General features: G+C 46.8%; 9 protein-coding genes. 7 read left to right on the top strand and 2 right to left on the bottom strand.

Annotation, left to right across the window (positions count from 1 at the left end; translation table 11 throughout):
- Positions 1–24 precede the first annotated feature (24 nt).
- The gene (locus tag QZ327_RS01655; RefSeq protein WP_294616580.1) at positions 25–1404 is read left to right on the top strand and encodes a TolC family protein; all 1380 of its coding nucleotides are present in this window, start codon (positions 25–27) and stop codon (positions 1402–1404) included.
- Between the two features lie 114 nt (positions 1405–1518).
- Entirely contained in the window at positions 1519–2286 is a 768-nt protein-coding gene (gene lpxA / locus QZ327_RS01650; protein WP_294616578.1) for an acyl-ACP--UDP-N-acetylglucosamine O-acyltransferase, read from the top strand.
- Between the two features lie 123 nt (positions 2287–2409).
- Here lpxA and QZ327_RS01645 read toward each other — a convergent pair whose 3' ends face one another.
- Positions 2410–3144: a carbohydrate-binding family 9-like protein gene (locus tag QZ327_RS01645; RefSeq protein ID WP_294616576.1), complete on the bottom strand. Its 735-nt coding sequence runs from the start codon at positions 3142–3144 to the stop codon at positions 2410–2412.
- The gene (locus tag QZ327_RS01640) at positions 3135–4217 is read right to left on the bottom strand and encodes an aminoglycoside phosphotransferase family protein (RefSeq protein WP_294616575.1); all 1083 of its coding nucleotides are present in this window, start codon (positions 4215–4217) and stop codon (positions 3135–3137) included. Before QZ327_RS01640 ends, QZ327_RS01645 begins: the two co-directional genes overlap by 10 nt.
- A gap of 189 nt (positions 4218–4406) precedes the next feature.
- Between QZ327_RS01640 and QZ327_RS01635 the strand changes: the two genes are divergently transcribed.
- The 5 genes from QZ327_RS01635 (at position 4407) to QZ327_RS01615 (ending at position 18654) form a co-directional block, all read left to right on the top strand.
- Positions 4407–8480, top strand: a complete 4074-nt coding sequence (locus QZ327_RS01635; RefSeq protein ID WP_294616573.1) for a hybrid sensor histidine kinase/response regulator transcription factor — start codon at positions 4407–4409, stop codon at positions 8478–8480.
- A gap of 634 nt (positions 8481–9114) precedes the next feature.
- Positions 9115–10674, top strand: coding sequence for a sulfatase-like hydrolase/transferase (locus tag QZ327_RS01630; protein ID WP_294616571.1), 1560 nt, complete (start codon positions 9115–9117; stop codon positions 10672–10674).
- 165 nt (positions 10675–10839) lie between these two features.
- Positions 10840–14019, top strand: a complete 3180-nt coding sequence (locus QZ327_RS01625) for a TonB-dependent receptor (RefSeq protein ID WP_294616569.1) — start codon at positions 10840–10842, stop codon at positions 14017–14019.
- A gap of 23 nt (positions 14020–14042) precedes the next feature.
- Positions 14043–15623: a RagB/SusD family nutrient uptake outer membrane protein gene (locus QZ327_RS01620; RefSeq protein WP_294616567.1), complete on the top strand. Its 1581-nt coding sequence runs from the start codon at positions 14043–14045 to the stop codon at positions 15621–15623.
- 130 nt (positions 15624–15753) lie between these two features.
- Entirely contained in the window at positions 15754–18654 is a 2901-nt protein-coding gene (locus tag QZ327_RS01615) for a chondroitinase family polysaccharide lyase (protein WP_294616565.1), read from the top strand.
- The last annotated feature ends 72 nt before the right edge of the window (positions 18655–18726 follow it).

The raw sequence follows: 18726 nt of genomic DNA, 5'->3' as shown, positions 1-18726 counted from the left end.
CGTTCTTCATTAAAAAAAAGCTATATGAAGAAAATAATAACGCTGATGTGCGCAGTTGCCTTATTGAGCAGCTGCCACATCTACAAATCATACGACAGGCCGGAAGACATTACGGTGGCAGGGCTGTATCGCGACACCGTTGCAGGCGGCGATACCCTCGCCGCAGATACCGCCAACTTCGGCAATCTGCCCTGGAAAGAAGTGTTTACGGACACCCGGCTGCAAGCGCTTATCGGGCAAGCGCTCGCCAACAACGCCAACCTGCGCAGCGCGGCACTGAACGTAAAGCAGGCCCAGGCGGCATTGATGTCCGCCCGTCTGGCATACGCCCCGACACTCGCTCTCTCTCCGCAAGGAACAGTCACCAGCTGGGACAAAGGAAAGGCTACGCAGACCTATTCGCTTCCGGTCACGGCAAGCTGGCAGATAGACCTGTTCGGCCAGTTGCTGAACCCCAAGCGTAAGGCGCAAGTATCGTTGAAACAGACACAGTTCTACGAACAAGCCGTGCAGACGCAGGTGATTGCCAACGTAGCCAACATGTACTACACGCTGCTGATGCTCGACCGCCAACTACAAATCAGCGAAGCCACCTGCGACATCCTGAAACGTAACCTCGAGACCGTAGAGGCGATGAAGGACGCCGCCATGGCAACCAGCGCCGCCGTAGAACAGAGTCGCACGGCATACGCACAAGTAATGGCATCGCTACCCGGCATACGCCAAAGCATCCGCGAAACGGAAAATGCCTTGTGCCTGATGCTGAACCAACCGGCACAAAGCATCGCACGCGGCACACTGGAAGAACAGCAACTGCCGTCGGAGTTCGCCACAGGCGTTCCTTTGCAACTGTTGTCCAACCGCCCCGATGTGAAAGCCGCCGAAATGTCATTGGCAGCATGTTATTACGACACCAACAGCGCACGCGCCGCCTTCTACCCGCAAATCACGTTAAGCGGCTCCGCAGGATGGACCAATAACTACGGTGCCATCTTCAATCCCGGTAAATTGCTGGCATCCGCCATCGGTTCGCTGACACAGCCCCTGTTCTACCGCGGTGCCAACATCGCCCGTCTGAAGCAGGCAAAGGCACAAGAGGAACAGGCAAAAATCCAGTTCCAGACCACACTGCTCCAAGCCGGTAATGAGGTGAGCAATGCCTTGTACCAGTATCAGACGGCTTCCGATAAAGCGGTTTCACGCAGAATACAAGTAAATTCCTCCCGTAAAGCAGCGGAAGATACAAAAGAATTGTTTAATTTAGGCACGTCAACCTATTTGGAAGTCCTGTCCGCCGAGCAGTCTTACCTCAGCGCGCAGCTTTCGGAAGTGGCAGACACCTTCGACCGCATGCAGTCTGTCATCAGCCTGTATCAGGCACTGGGAGGCGGAAGAGAGAGATAATTATGAATTTTGAATTATGAATTTTGATTTGCCGGCATAAGGGCATTCAAAACTCATAATTCATAATCCATCATATTTAAAATTCAAAATTCATAATTCAAAACCCCAAAAACCATGATAAGTCCATTAGCATCCGTAGACCCTACCGTAAAAATCGGTAAGAATGTAACCATCCAGCCTTTTGCTTACATCGAAGAAGATGTGGAAATCGGTGACGACTGTGTGATTATGGCAAACGCAAGCATCCTCAAGGGTACCCGTTTAGGCAAAGGAAACAAAGTGCACCAAGGCGCCGTGCTGGGTAGCGAGCCGCAAGATTTTCATTACACGGGCGAAGCAAGCCGGCTGATTATCGGCGACAACAACGACATCCGCGAGAATGTGGTCATCAGCCGTGCCACGCACGAAAACGGATGCACGCGCATCGGCGACAACAACTTCCTAATGGACGGCGTGCACCTCTGCCACGACGTGCAGATAGGCAACCACTGCGTGCTGGGAATCAAGAACACCGTGGCGGGCAACTGCTGCATAGACGACTGCTCCATCCTGAGCAGCAACGTCATCCTGCACCAAAACTGCCACATAGGCAGCTGGGTACTGATTCAGGCAGGTTGCCGCATCTCGAAAGACGTGCCGCCTTATGTCATTATGAACGGCAATCCGGCAGAATACCACGGCATCAACGCGGTAGTGCTCCAGCACAAGCATCAGGTGACCGAACGCATTCTGCGCCATATCGTAAATGCCTACAGGCTGGTGTATCAGGGAAACTTCAGCATACAGGATGCCCTGCAGAAGATTGAGGACCAGGTTCCGATGAGTGACGAGATACACAACATCATCAACTTTATCCGCGATTCGAAAGGTATCGTAAAATAACGCAAGCATGTTGTGACACCCTCTTTCTTTCTATAAACAAAGACCCGCTTCCATCGCCCTTTCCCGACAATATGAAACAGGAAAGGCGGCGGAAGCGGGTCTCGATTTAAAAGGCCGGAAGAATCACTCAAACCTCAACGTTCCGAAAAACTCCGGACAGTGGAAGTTCGGTTTCTCCAAGCCGATGGGGTTCCATGACAGGAAATGGGGAGTCTGTAACTTGTCACCACATTTGTAGAAGTTGGCACGGATAGTGTTGCCCTTTAGGGATGTAATGTCGTGCATGAAGAAAGCAGTGTAAGGGATTACCAACGCCACTTCCCAGCTGCACTCTCCTACCCGTTCCTCGAAATCCTCGCGTCCCAAAGTGGACCAGCGCTGCACCTTGTCGAGCACTTCCTGCGGCGCATGCCGCCGGCCGGAACGCCCGGCACCCGCACCGATAAGCAACCTGCCCGCACAATTGCACTCGATGTTGTAATAGACTCCGTCTCCGGCAGGAACGGAGAAGAACTCCACACAGGCATCTTCCCACACCGGTCCGTTGTCTTTGCCCGCTACCGCACGCACACTGGCTTCCTTCACCTTATAGTGTATCAGAAGGGCATGGTCCGTATAGGCAATACGGAATTTCACGCCCGGGCAATACGGGTAGTCTGCCCAGTTCACTGTATCAATCGGCTGAAAAGCCACTTTTTCTTCATCCAACAGAGCAGGCACCGCTTCTACAGGCAGATTTGCCATGCTCACTTTCTTGACGTCCAATTCTTTCATTGTCTTATCTTTTGGGATTAAGGCGGACAAGGGCAAAACACAACGGTCCGTTGCCATCGCCACCATATATCTTTTTAAATGCACGAAGCTATGAAGTCCTGCATTGCCGGGATATGCTCTTCCACGCTTTGAAGCAGTTTGAACTGTGCTTTCGTGCGGACAAGGTTATGTTCGGGATATTGAATCTTATAATAGGTGTCTCCGTTGATGTAATCGGCAAGGAAGCGCACGCACTGCATATAGGGGAACAGGGCGGCGGCGTAAGGCAGGTTCTCTATCTCTATCGGCAGCAGAAAGGACTTTGCCGACTCCAGATAGCCTTTGGTGAAAGCCTTGAATATTTCCATATTGAAGTTCACGTTGGCAAGGTCTTTGTCATCTTCCAGCCCCGTGTTGGCTCCCGAACGCAGGAAATCGCCGAAGTCGGAAAAGACGAAGCTGGGCATCACGGTGTCGAGGTCGATGACGCAAAGCACATTGCCGCTCTCGTCGAACATCATGTTATTGACCTTCGTATCGCAATGGCAGACACGCTTGGGCAACTTGCCTTCACGGTGCAGGCGTTCCGCCTTACACATTTCATCGGCACGGCGTTCTATCTCGTCCAGCAACTGCCGCACTTCCTCCACGCGTCCGGCGGCATCCGCCGCCACGGCATCGCGAAGCTGCTTCAAACGGAATTCCATATTATGGAAATCGGGAATTGTCTCGCCCAATGTGTCGGGGATGTCGGCAAGCATCGCCTGAAAGTTGCCGAAAGCCACACCGGCATAATATGAATACTCAGGGTCGACCGTCTCGTATGTTTTGGCATTGGGGATAAACGCCATGATACGCCAATAGTTCTCGCCGTCGAACCAGTAAGTCTTGCCGTTATCGGCAGGAAGGAAACGAAGCACCTTGCGTTCGATATCCTGCTCGCCCCGCTCCTCCAGCTTCTTGCGGATATGGGTGGTCACGGCATGGATATTGTCCTGCAACATCGCTACGTTCTGAAAAATGGCATGGTTGATACGCTGCAATACATAATCGGGGGCATCGGTCTGGAGCGTGCTCACTTTATAGGTGTCATTAATAAGCCCGGCACCCAACGGTTTGATTTCCTGAACTGTACCCTGCAATTGAAAATGAGATACGATAGATAAAAGGTCTTTCATGATACTAATAATAGATTAATTATGATACAAATATATGCTGTTTATGGCATACAATAAGCTTGTTATCGTTCAATGAACATCCAAAAATATACATTTAAGCAGATATAGCCGCAAAATCCGGCGGATAAATGAGAAACTTTGCACAAAATATCGCTATATTTGTGACTGAAACCTTAAAAACAATTCAAAGTGCAGAAGCTTATCATCAGATTATTCCTCATTTTAGCGGGCGCGGCTTTCGCAAATGTATACGGGCAGAACATTACCTTTAGCCACCTTACCACTGATGACGGGTTGTCGCAGTTTTCCGTAAACAGCTTATATACTGATGAGAACGGCATCCTATGGATTGGCACGCGCGAGGGACTGAACCGCTACAACGGGGAAGACATAAAAACCTATAAGCTACGGAAGAATGATCCTAACAGCCTTTTCTGCAATACGGTACTGCAAATTACAGGCAACCACAACGAGAAAATCTATCTGCTTTGCACCGAGGGAGTGGCGGAGTTCAACCTCGCCACCCAGAAATTCACCACTTTGCTGCAAGGCAACATCAGCAGCATTTATTACAACAACAACCTCTTTATCGGCAAACGGAACGAAGTATACCGCTACAACGAAGCGGAAGGCAACTTCGACCTCTATTATCAACTGCCGGGCGAAAATCTGGAAATCTTCTGCATGCACATTGACGGGGATTACTTATGGATGGGCACTACCACCAACGGTGTGTATCGCCTGAATATGGATAAAGGAGAGGTGGCGCACCCCATTCGGAAAGGGAACATCACCGGCTTCTATCAGGACAGCAAAGGAGAACTGTGGATAGGCAGCTGGGAAGAGGGACTGTTTCACGTAAAAACAGACGGTGAAATCGAGAATTTCAGGAACGATGCCAAGAATCCTTACAGCCTTTCATCCAATTTCGTCAGAGATTGCTGTGAAGACAACGCAGGCAACATCTGGATAGGCACGTTCAACGGGCTGAACTGTTACAACAAAACCACCGGGCTATTCCGGCACCATACGGCCGACGAGACACAGGCAAACGGGCTTACACACTCTTCCATCTGGTGCATCGTGAAGGACAAGCAAGGCACGCTCTGGCTGGGAACCTACTTCGGCGGTGTAAACTACTTCAACCCGGAGTATGAAATCTATACCCGCCACACTTATTCCTCCAGCGAGAAGCAGGGGTTGAGCAATCCGGTCGTGGGACATACCATTGAAGACAAAAACGGCAACTTATGGATAGGGACCGAAGGCGGCGGGCTGAATTATTACAACCGCCGTACGCGCGAGTTCAAATGGTATCGCCCTCAGGAAGGACGCAACAGCATTTCGCACAACAACGTGAAAGCGCTCTATTATGATGCCGCCAAAGAGGTTATCTGGATAGGTACTCACTTGGGCGGACTCAACAGGTTGGATATACGTTCGGGGCACTTTACGCACTACCGCATGGAAGAGAACAATCCGCAAACACTTCCGTCGGACATCATCCGCGACATCATCCCTTACGAAGAACTGCTAGTTATAGCCACACAAAACGGCGTGTGCCTCTTTAACCCTGCCGACGGGCAGTGCCGACAACTGTTTAAAGACGACAAAGAGGGGAATTCCATTAAAATGGTGGCAGATATCACATTCGATTCGGAAGGCACGCTGTGGATTGCCGCTACCGGAGAGGGAGTATTCAGCTACCGTTTCGACACCCGCAAGCTGACGAACTACCGCCATGATGCCGCCAATCCGAACAGCCTCAGCAATAATAACGTGAACAACATCACACAAGACAGCAAAGGCAACTTGTGGTTCTCTACTTCGGGCAGCGGACTCGACTTATACCGCCCCGCAAGCAACGATTTCGAGAATTTCGACAAAGAGAAAAACGGTCTGGCAAGCGACTGTATCTATGAGACGCAAGAGTCGCCTACGAGCGGAAAATTACTGCTCATCACAAACGAAGGATTCTCCATCTTTGACTACAAGAACAAGAAATTCAGCAATTACAGCACCGAAAACGGATTTCCACTGACGGCGGTCAATGAAAACGCGCTCTGTGTCACTCATGACGGCGAAATCTTTTTGGGCGGCGTGCAGGGGATGATTTCCTTCCACGAAATGAAACTGGACTTTACTCCGAAACCCTATAAAATTATCCTCTCACGCCTTATTGTCAACGGCCAGGAGATTGGGGTGGAAGATGAAACCGGCATCTTGCAGCGCTCCCTGTGCCACACGCCGGAGATAACCCTCAATGCAGACCAGACCATGTTCAGCATAGAGTTTGCCACATCCAATTATATCCCTGCCAATAAAGACGACATCATTTATAAACTGGAAGGTTTCTCCAACGAATGGACAAGCACCCGCGGACTGCATACCATCACTTATACCAACCTGAACGCAGGTACTTACAAGTTGCTCATCAAACCGGAAGGAAAAGACGAAAGCCTTTGCAAGCAAGTGCAACTCACCATCCATGTACTGCCGCCATACTACAAGACCACCTTTGCCTATTGCATATACATCCTCATAGCGGGAGCCGTCTTGTGGTATCTGGTACGTACCTACAAATCAAGAATCAAGCTGCGTGAGTCTTTAAAATACGAACAGAAGCACATCCAGGATGTGGAAGCATTGAACCAGTCCAAACTGCGCTTCTTCACCAATATCTCACATGAATTCCGCACTCCGTTGACGCTTATCGTGGCGCAGGTGGAGACTTTGCTGCAATTACAGAACTTCACACCCGCCATCTATAATAAGATACTGGGCATCTATAAAAACAGTATCCAGTTGCGCGAACTGATTACCGAATTGCTTGACTTCCGCAAGCAAGAGCAAGGACACATGAGGATTAAAGTAAGCCCGCACAATATCGTGAGCTTCCTGTACGAAAATTATTTGCTGTTCCTTGAATATGCCAGTGCCAAGCAAATCAACTTCAGTTTCGAGAAAGAAACCGACGAACTGGAAGTGTGGTATGACCAGAAACAGATGCAGAAGGTTATCAACAACCTCTTGTCCAACGCCATCAAGCATACGGAAAAGGAAGATACCATTACGCTCAGCGTGAAGAGAGAGGAGAATAACGTCGTAATCCGCGTAAAGGATACGGGCAGCGGTATTGATGCCCGAGAGATTGACAAGATATTCGACCGCTTTTACCAGATAGACCCGGTCGGTTCCGCCGATGCCGACAAGAGCGGGACAGGCATAGGACTGGCTTTGACCAAAGGCATTGTAGAATTGCACCACGGGACTATCCGCGTGGAAAGTGAATTGGGCAAGGGCACAAGTTTCATCGTCACCCTACGCTTAGGCAACGAGTTCTTCACCGAAGAACAAATCAACCAAAAACCGGATTGCGTCCATCAGATTGAAATTCCCAAACCGGAAACGGATATCTTCCTGAAAACCGAATCGGAAGAGAACGCTCCTATCAAACGTACCCCCGATGCCAAAATGCTGATTGTGGAAGACAATGAATCCATTCGTGAAATGCTTGCCAATATCTTCAAGCCCTTCTATCAAATATTGCCGGCTGCCAATGGAGAGGAAGGCTGGGAACTGGTGCGCAGCGAAATGCCCTCCATCGTGGTGAGCGATGTGGTTATGCCCAAGATGTCGGGAACAGAATTGTGCAAACTCATAAAAACGGATTTCAACACCTGCCACATTCCCGTTGTATTATTGACCGCACGTACTGCCATTGAGTCGAACATCGAAGGATTGCGCATCGGTGCAGATGATTATATCACCAAGCCTTTCCATACAAACCTGCTGATATCGCGCTGCAACAATTTGGTGAACTCACGCATCCTCCTGCAGGAAAAGTTCAGCAAGCAACCGCAGACTGCCGCACAGATGCTTGCCACCAATCCTATTGACAAAGATATCCTGGACCGCGCTATGGCTATCATTGAAAAACACCTGGACGATACGGAATTTAATGTCAATGTCTTTGCCAGAGAAATGGCAATGGCACGTACCAACCTGTTCTCCAAACTGAAAGCCATCACAGGGCAGACACCGAACGACTTCATACTGACTATCCGGCTGAAGAAAGGAGCCCTGATGCTGCGCAACAACCCCGAACTGAACATTACAGAAATCTCAGACAAGATAGGTTTCAGTTCCTCACGTTATTTCAGCAAGTGCTTCAAGGATGTCTATCACGTCAGCCCGTTGGCTTATCGCAAAAGAGAAGATGCGGATACAGGCAGCAAGAATGAAGAAGACAAAGAAGGTTAATAAGCGGTATTAACTTTCTCACCATGGTAAGAATCTTTTCTCATCAAACAGAGAATCTATTCTCATCGTATTGAAAAGAAACCCCTCAGCCTGTTGAGAAAAGGTTCTCTATAAGGAGAGAATACTTTCTTCTATACATTCCAGTGTTCTTATTAGCATTATGTACACTCTTTCATTTACAGGAGCTAGAGGAATTGCCGTCCTTCTTCTGGTCCCTGATAAATCCCGTAAATAAAAGCCCCGTAACCGACAGCTCCCTTTTCTTCCAATGTTCCCACTTAATTGGAAACGTGTTCCCAGTACGGTGGGAACGCGTTCCCAGTTAACTGGGAAAAAAGTTCCACCGTGCAGAAAGCACGTGGCACTCATATAACACTGACAATAAATATCTTGCGGGAATATTCCGCCGACCTATTCTTATCCGTTTGTTCTTCATCGCTCCGTTTCCGGTTGTCTTTTTACGCGGTCTCTCCGGTTGTGTTCCTTGGCATAGCTGTCAGCTTTTAACTCCTGTCAATGAAAACGTCGTATATTATGTACATTTTTATCCTTCCCTTGTACTCCCTTACACACTCAATTCCGGAAAAACCACTACCTTTGACCTTAGAAATAGCAATCTAAAGTCCAAAAAACTATGAAATATTTTTCCCCTTTATGGTCCCTTCTTCCAAGCACAGCCCTGATAGCCGGATGCGGAAATCCATCGAAGAAAGAAGCAGCCGACACTACCCGTCAGAAGCCTAATGTTATCTACCTGATTGCCGACGACCTGGGCATCGGTGACCTGAGTTGCTATGGCGCCACTAAAATAAGTACCCCCAATATCGACCGCCTTGCCGGACAAGGTGTGCAGTTCACTAATGCCTATGCCACCTCTTCCACCAGTACCCCCTCCCGCTTCGGTCTGTTGACAGGTATGTATCCCTGGCGACAGGAAAATACAGGAATCGCCCCCGGCAACTCCGAGCTCATTATCGATACAGCCTGCGTCACCATGGCCGACATGTTTAAGGCAGAAGGATATGCTACCGGAGCCGTTGGTAAATGGCATCTGGGACTTGGTCCTAAAGGAGGCACAGACTTCAACCATCTTATCAAGCCGAATACCCAGGATATAGGATTTGATTATGAATACATTATTCCCGCCACTGTGGATCGTGTACCTTGCGTATTCGTAGAAAACGGACACGTTGTAGGTTTAGACCCCGACGACCCCATTACCGTTAATTACCACCATAAAGTAGGTGACTGGCCTACCGGACTAGAAAATCCCGAACTCGTAAAACTGAAACCCAGCCAGGGTCATAATAATACAATCGTAAACGGTATTCCCCGTATCGGCTGGATGACTGGTGGGAAATCGGCTCTTTGGGTAGATGAAGACATTGCAGATGTCATCACCGGTAAAGCTAAAGACTTTATCATAAAACATAAAGACGAACCTTTCTTCATGTATATGGGTACACAAGACGTACACGTTCCTCGCGTACCTCATGCCCGTTTTGCCGGAAAGAGCGGTATGGGAACCCGTGGCGACGTAATCCTGCAACTGGATTGGACTGTAGGCGAGATCATGAATACTCTGGATAGTCTGAACCTTGCAGATAACACTATCTTTGTGTTCTGTAGCGATAATGGTCCCGTTATTGACGACGGCTATCAGGATCAGGCTTTCGAATTGCTGAACGGCCATACGCCTATGAAACAATACCGTGGCGGTAAGTATAGTGCTTATGAAGCCGGAACACGTATTCCCTTCATTGTACGTTGGCCTGCCGGTATTCAACCTTGCAAACAGCAAGCTTTATTCTCTATGATCGACGTGTATGCTTCCTTGGCTACCTTACTAAACCATCCACTTACCCCTGCAACCGTCGCTCCCGACAGCCGTGACCAACTGTCTACTTTCTTAGGGAAAGATAATACCGGATGTGATTATGTAGTACAGCAGAATCTGAATAATACCTTATCAATTATTCAAGGAACATGGAAATACATCGAACCGAGCAACAAACCAGCCATCGAACATTGGACGAAAATGGAGTTAGGAAACGACCCCGAACCCCAACTGTACAATATTTCCATCGATCCATCGGAAAAAGATAATGTTGCAGCAACGCATCCGGAGAAGGTAAAAGAGCTTTCAGCATTACTAGAGCAGGTGAAAGCAGGTAAGAACCAAAGGATAAGGTAAGGAATCGTACAGAACAGGTTTTCTCCATCAAGAATGTACAAATTCGTACTTTTTGCGAACTATTAGCGAAAGTCGCCTTCTATTCAATCACATACATTTGCATGGTGATTCGAGTCGTTTAACGAGAAAGAACAACCTTTTTAATAACTAATTAATTTAATATTTATGAAACAGAAAGTAACTTTAATGCTACTGATAACTTTTCTCTGCTGCGTATTAAGCGTACAAGCACAGACAGGTAGCCAAGTTATAGGTAAAGTTGTTGATGCTATGGGAGAACTTCCCGGAGTCAGCGTCGTTGTAAAAGGAACTACTAACGGAACTATCACTACACTCGATGGTAGTTTTAAACTGAACAATGTTAAATCCTCTGATATCCTGCAATTCTCTTTTGTAGGTTATAAAACTCAAGAAATTAAAGTTGGAAGCCAAAAGACTTTTAATGTTACTCTGCAAGAAGACGCACAGGCATTGGATGAGGTAGTCGTTGTGGCTGTTGGTTATGGTGACGTAAAACGTCGCGACTTAACCGGAGCTATCGGTAAGGCTAATATGAGTGACTTGACCAAAACCCCTATCAACAACGTAGCAGAAACACTGGGTGGACGTATCGCCGGTGTACAGGTATCTTCCACAGATGGCGGTTTGGGCGACAACTTTAATATCGTAATCCGTGGTGCCGGTTCTTTAACTCAAAGTACTGCTCCGTTATACGTTATTGACGGTTTCCCAAGCGAGACTTCCGGAATGAGCGCCCTCAACCCGAACGATATTGAATCCATCGATGTATTGAAAGATGCTTCTGCAACAGCAATCTACGGTTCTCGTGGTGCCAATGGTGTTGTTATCATCACAACCAAGAAGGGTAAAGCCGGAAAAGCTACTCTTACTTATAATGGTAGTGTCAGTGTTAGCAAAGTAAGAAACACCATGGACATGATGAACGGCTACGATTTCGTCAACCTGCAAAAGGAAATCATGGAAGGAAATACCAAAGAAGTAGATGGAGAAAAAGTGGATGAGTTTGCTTACTACTATCTGAAAGATGGTATTACTCTCGATGATTATAAAAACTTCAAGAGCTATGATTGGCAGGACGAAGTTTATCGTACAGCTATCAGCCACAACCACTATATAGGTTTAAGTGGTGGCAGCGATAAAATGGACTACTCTGCATCACTCTCTTACAGCAACCAACAGGGTGTCATCATCAACTCTGACCTCTCTCGTTACCAGGGCCGTTTCAACTTCAACCAAAGAATCAATAAGAGCATAAAGATCAATGCAAATGCAAACTTTGCAAGTAACGTACTAAACGGTCCCAATCCTTCCACCGCAGAAACAACAGTATCCAATTCACTGATGTATAGCGTATGGGGATATCGTCCGGTTTCTCCTTCCGGTTCCGACCTTTTGGCCGAACTGTACGATAGCGATGTGGACATGAGTAATGACTACCGTTTCAACCCGGTACTCTCTGCAAAGAATGAGTTCCGTCGTACCACAACCAACCATCTGCAAGCTAACTTAGGCGTAGAATGGGAAATCATCAAGAATCTGAAGTTTAAAACTACTGCCGGATATACCGGTCGTGACATCAAAAGAGAAGAATTCAACGGAAGCCAAACCAGTACCGGTAATACGCATCCGTCTAATACACGAAGCAAAGGTATCAATGCATTCCTGAGACAACAGGAGACAAGAAACTACCTGAACGAAAATACATTGTCATATGTATATGCCAAGAACGACCATAACTTAAACGCTTTGGTGGGTGCCACTTTCCAGAAATATACAAGCTACCTCAGCAGCATCACTCAGGAACAGATTACAAACGAAGCTTTCGGAATGTCCGGTATCGGCAAAGGTTCCGCAACTCCGGTTGTAACGGCATCACAAGGCGAAAATGCCATGATATCTTACCTAGGACGTATTAATTATAACTATGCATCCAAGTATTATGTTACGGCATCTATGCGTACTGACGGTTCTTCCAAGTTCTCTCCGGGTAACCGTTGGGGCTATTTTCCATCGGCTTCATTAGCTTGGGCTTTCGGACGCGAAAAGTTTGTTTCCAATCCACTGCCTTGGTTGTCTAATGGTAAATTGCGTGTAAGCTGGGGTCTCACAGGTAACAACCGTATCGGTGACTTCGATTACATGGCACAATTGGTGACTAGCTCTAATGTATACAAGTATCCTTGGGACAGTTCTTTCTATCCCGGTTATGTATTAGGCTCTATGGCCAATGAAAAGTTGAAATGGGAAACAACTGAACAATATGACCTTGGTTTGGATTTAGGTTTCTTTGACGGACGCATCAACGTGACGATGGACTACTACATCAAAACTACCAAAGACCTGCTGTTAGGCGCAGACGTTCCGGCAAGTTCCGGTTACTCCAGTGCTACACTGAATGTTGGTAAGTTGCGTAATAAAGGTTTCGAACTCACTTTGGAAACCATAAATATCAAAGAGAAGAACTTCACATGGACTTCTAACTTTAACATTGCCCTCAACAGCAATAAGATTGTAGAACTGAATTACGGACAAGATGACATGATCAGTTTCGTAAACTGGGATAACAAATATAAAACCATGCCTGCTTATATCAGCAAAAAAGGTGATGCCGCCGGAAGTATGTACGGTTTCATCTATGACGGTGTTTACAAATATGAAGATTTCAACACCTCAGTTGATGCTAATGGCAAAACCATATACAAACTGAAAGATGATGTAGTTCGTATTTCAGACGATGCCCAACCGGGTGATCCGAAATATAAGAAGCTAAGTGATAAAGAAGGAAATAAAATCACAGATGACGATCGCACCATTATTGGTAACGGACAGCCCAAGCATACAGGTGGTTTCAGCAATAACTTTGTCTACAAGAACTGGGATCTTAACATCTTCCTGCAATGGAGCTACGGCAACGATATTTTGAATGCGAACCGCATGGTGTTTGAAAATCCTCAAAGTAAGAAGAATACAAATATGTTCGCTTCTTATACAAACCGCTGGAGTCCTGAGAATCCGACTAGCAACATGCCACGTGCAAGAGCTATCGGTGCAGAATATTACAGTTCTCTGTATATAGAAGACGGTTCGTTCTTGAAGTTAAAGACCATCTCGCTGGGTTACAATTTCACACCTAACACATTGCGTTCTTTAGGTATCAGTGCAGCCAGACTCTTTGTTTCGGCAGAGAATATAGCCACCATTACAGGTTATTCCGGTTCCGATCCTGAGGTTTCTACACGTAACAGTGTATTAACTCCCGGTTTCGACTGGTCCGCTTATCCGCGCTCATTCAACGCATCACTTGGCATTAACATAACCTTCTAATCACCTAAAATCAAGAAACTAATATGAAAAGTATCAATAATATCTTCAAGAAAGTTTGCATCTTGGCAGTAGTTGCTTCTATGGCTGGTTGCGATATGCTTGACACCAAGCCCTACGACTTTGTAGCGCCTGAAACATTCTACAAGAATGAAACTGATTGCACAATGGCATTAGCCGGTGTATACTGGACAATGGCAACAGAACATGTGTATGGGAACCGTTATTCTTGCATGTTGTCCAATATTGACGATTTGAGTTATTACTATCGTCAAAACCAAACAAGTGCGGTAGTGGCCAATTCACATAATACAGGTAATACCGATTTATGGTACACATGGGAATCACTTTACTCAGGAATCAATAATGCCAATGTATTGCTCGATAATATCGGTGGGGCCAATATCTCTGACGAGAAAGTAAGAGTACGCATCAAAGGAGAAGCTAAATTCCTGCGCGCCTATTATCATTTCTTGTTGGTACAAGGTTGGTATGAAGTGCCCATCCGTAAAGAAACAGTAAAAGATATCACCGTCAGCAGCCTGGAGGCTACCCCCCACGCCGAAGCACTCGACTGGATTATTCAGGAAATGGAAGACTGTCTCGATATGGTAGATGACAGCAACTACGATGCATCCCCTTCACATGTGAAAAAAACTGTAGTAGAAGGTATTCTGGCTCGTGTATGTTTGTGGCGTGCAGGCGAACCTTCAAAAGGTGGAAAGCCATATTATGAAAAAGCTGCCAAGTATGCTAAAGCAGTATACGACTCTAAAAAACATAAACTGAACCCGGATGTATATGCCATGTGGCAAGCCTTAGCTTCTGACCAATATGAGACTACATACAATGAAAGCATGTGGGAAGTAGAATTTGTTGGAACACGTGATGATGGAAGTTATACTGAAAGCCGTATCGGTAATGTAATCGGTAACCTTCAGGAGAATTCAGCTGGTACTGGTACAGGTTACTCATATGCTTTCTATGCAGGAAGCTTGATTCTTTGGGACTTGTACGATGCTAAAGATGCTCGCCGCGATTTAGCTATGGCACCTTATAAGCTCAACAATAAGGATGTGCAAGTTGCATGGAAAAACAACCAAATTGTAGACCGTCGTTGTGGGAAATACCGTCGTGAATGGGAGAGCAGCAGCCCTAAGCATAAGAACTATACACAGGAAAATTATTGCATATTGCGCTATGCCGATGTACTGCTCATGCTCGCCGAAGCTGAAAACGAAGCAAACCAAGGTCCTACAGAATTAGCTTACACATGTATCAACGAAGTACGTAAACGTGCAGGGATTGACGAAGTGAAAGATTTGTCATACGGTGACTTCCAGAAATTAATCCGCGATGAACGTGGTCGCGAACTTTGCTTTGAGTCTCTTCGCAAGTACGACCTGGTGCGTTGGGGCATTTACTACAAAGCTATCAAAGAGGATTTGGGAGCGGCAGTCAATGATGCACGCTGGTCTACTGCCAACAATGCCAAAGGAGCGGCTCAGTATGTAAGTAATACAACTGAAAAGAACCAGTTCCTCCCCATTCCGACTAAGGAACTTGGTGTAAACACCAAATTGGAACAAAACAAATATTGGAAATAATCATTTAATTACACAGAACTTCTAACCTTAAAATGAAATCAAATAGACCTTAATCAATTTGATATGTGTGGAGGAGAGTGACCGTGAGGTTTCTCTCCTCTTTTATCACTTTTAAAAAACAATATACCTTATGACCAGAAAACACTTGCTATTCACCCTTGCGTTGCTATGCAGCCAAGTATCCTTTGCCCAACTAATAGGTTTCGAGACAGAAATCCCCAAAGAGTTTACAACAGCCGATAAGGGAAAAATCGCCCTGTCCACCCGGTATTACAAAGAGGGGAAACAAAGCCTGGAATGGGATTTCCATTCCGGTTCCAAACTCAATGTTTCTCTGGAACAGCCCCTCACCCTTAATAAACGGATGGAGAATTCGTACGGAATAACCTTATGGATTTATAATGAAGTCCCCCGGCAAGATTCCATTCGTTTTGAGTTCCTTTCCCCCCAAGGTGATGTGTCTTATTGGTTCAGTTTCCGGTTGGCATCGGCCGGCTGGCGCGCCTGCTGGATTGGCTTCCAACACATGAAAGGAGATAAACAAAACAAAGAGATAGCAAGCTACCGACTGACAGCCCCCGAACGGAAAGGCCGCATATTTCTGGACCGACTGACTTTCCCTGTGAAAAAGATGAACGACCGCACTACCCCCGACTTGCAGATGCCTTACAATAACTCCCTTTCCTATCGTGACCTGTGGCATTGGTGCCGGGTTTGGCAATGGGAACAATATAAGTATGATATCCCACTACCTTCCACCCTCACTCAAGCAGAAAAAGAGGAACTGCGCACAGTGGAACAACGGTTGACCACCGCCCTCGATATTCAAAAAGCACCGAAAGAAGCAGTCTCCAAAGCATACGATGCCTTTCAGAAAGCCGATATTAAGCGCTCCGGAACAGGATTCACAGGTGCTCCCATCCTGGCTCCCGATGAGCTGGACCGTTCTAAAGGAGAAATATCCTGGAATGACCTGGAAACAATGCTCTCCGGATTCGCTTACGATGCTTATTACAATCATTCCGCATCTTCCCGCCAGAATTACTTCACCGTCTGGGACTTCGCCATCAATCAGGGATTCTCTTTCGGCAGCGGAATGGGGACCAATCATCATTACGGCTATCAAGTGCGGAAAATATATACTACAGCCTGGTTAATGCGCGACGCTATCCGGAAGGCTCCCAACCGGGATAATATCTTGTCTACCCTCATTTTCTGGTCTGCCTTGCAAGAAACCCGCCGGCCTTATCAATACGGCAGGGATGAATTGCTGGACAGTTGGCATACGCTTTTAACCGCCAAGACAGTTTCGGCACTGCTGTTCGTTGACGAGCGGGAACGAGTACGCGCACTGAAATGCCTTTCCCGCTGGGTATCCTCTTCTCTTCAATACACTCCGGGCACTATCGGAGGTATCAAAACAGACGGAACCACTTTTCACCATGGCGGTTTCTATCCGGCCTATACCACAGGTGTGTTAGCCATGGTAGGACAATTCATCGCCTTAACCGATAAAACGGTCTATGAACCTACCGAAGAAGCCCGCCAAGTACTGAAATCCGCCTTTATTGCCATGCGTAACTACTCCAACAAATATGAGTGGGGAGTTGGCATCAGCGGACGACATCCTTTCGGCGGCTCGATGAAAGCGGATGATGTAGCTGCTTTTGCTTATCTTGCCTTGTCAGGAGACTTATCGGGAGAGGGTAATGCTTTCGATCATCATCTGGCAGCAGACTACCTGCGGCTTTGTGAAAAGGATACCCCCGAAGTGCGTTACTTCAAAACGCAAGGTATCACTCCCGCCTCTGCCCCACAAGGATTTTTTGTATATAACTATGGAGCGGCGGGTATTTTCCGGAGAAGCGATTGGATGGTAACCTTAAAAGGGTATACCACTGACGTATGGGGAGCTGAGATTTACCGGAAAGACAACCGTTACGGACGTTATCAGAGTTACGGTTCCGTCCAGATTATGGGATACCCCTCACGTCTTTCCAGCGGTTACGATGAGAATGGTTGGGATTGGAATCGCCTGCCGGGAACTACCACCATCCACTTACCATTCGAATTGCTGGACAGCCCGCTACCGGGAACTACCATGGCACATTCCAAAGAGAATTTCTCAGGCAGTAGTTCACTGGAAGGGAAAAACGGCATGTTTGTTACGAAACTGATGGAACGTGAACTGAAAAACTTCACCCCGGATTTCGTAGCCCGCAAATCCGTCTTCTGTTTTGAAAACAGGATGATCTGTTTAGGAACAGGTATTCATAACAGCAATAACGAATATCCAACCGAAACAACCCTCTTCCAGAGCACATTTCAAAAAGGAAAAAGCACCATCCTCGTTAACGGAGAAGAAGAAAAAGAGATTGGCTTCAAAAAGCAATTGTCCGGTACTGCCGAAAAGTCTCTCTCCATCCGGGACGGTTACAATAACCATTATTTCGTGAAAGACGGCGATGTACAAATACAGATCACGAAACAGGAATCCCGTCATGAAAAAACACGTGCCGCTACACAGGGCACTTTTGCTTCAGCGTGGATTGAACACGGAAAAGCCCCTAAAAATGGAACGTATGAATACCTCGTATGGATACAGCCAACCGATCAGGAATTAAAAAACCATGAGGCTACGCAAACATACGAAGTATTACAACGGAATGATAGTGCACATATCGTACACGACCGATTAACCGATATTACCGCCTATGCTGTCTTCGAAACCTATCGCTCGCAACGGGATAGCCTGCTTGGTCTTATTCCGGCAGAAACAATGGTCATGTATAGGAGGGACAAAGCGAATATCATCATGAGCGTTTGCGATCCAAACCTAAATATTGAGGAAAAGGCATATACCACCAAGAATCCCAGCCGCGTGCTTGAAAAGAGACTGGAGTTAAAAGGCAGATGGAAAATCGGTACGCCCAATGAAAAGGTAAGCCTGACAGCAGACGGAAAGAATTCCATTCTCACTGTTCACTGCCAACATGGACAGCCTGTAGAATTCAGCCTACAGCAAGATTGAGAACCACGAAAGTTTAATGAACATGGTTATTCCGCCAAAATAGTTACCTTTGCAGAAATATTGAATAACTGA

It is taken from the genome of uncultured Bacteroides sp., from assembly GCF_910578895.1.
In the GTDB taxonomy this organism is placed as follows: Bacteria; Bacteroidota; Bacteroidia; order Bacteroidales; family Bacteroidaceae; genus Bacteroides.
The sequence above is the reverse complement of the archived record's forward strand: the minus strand, read 5'-3'. Positions and strand labels throughout refer to the sequence as shown.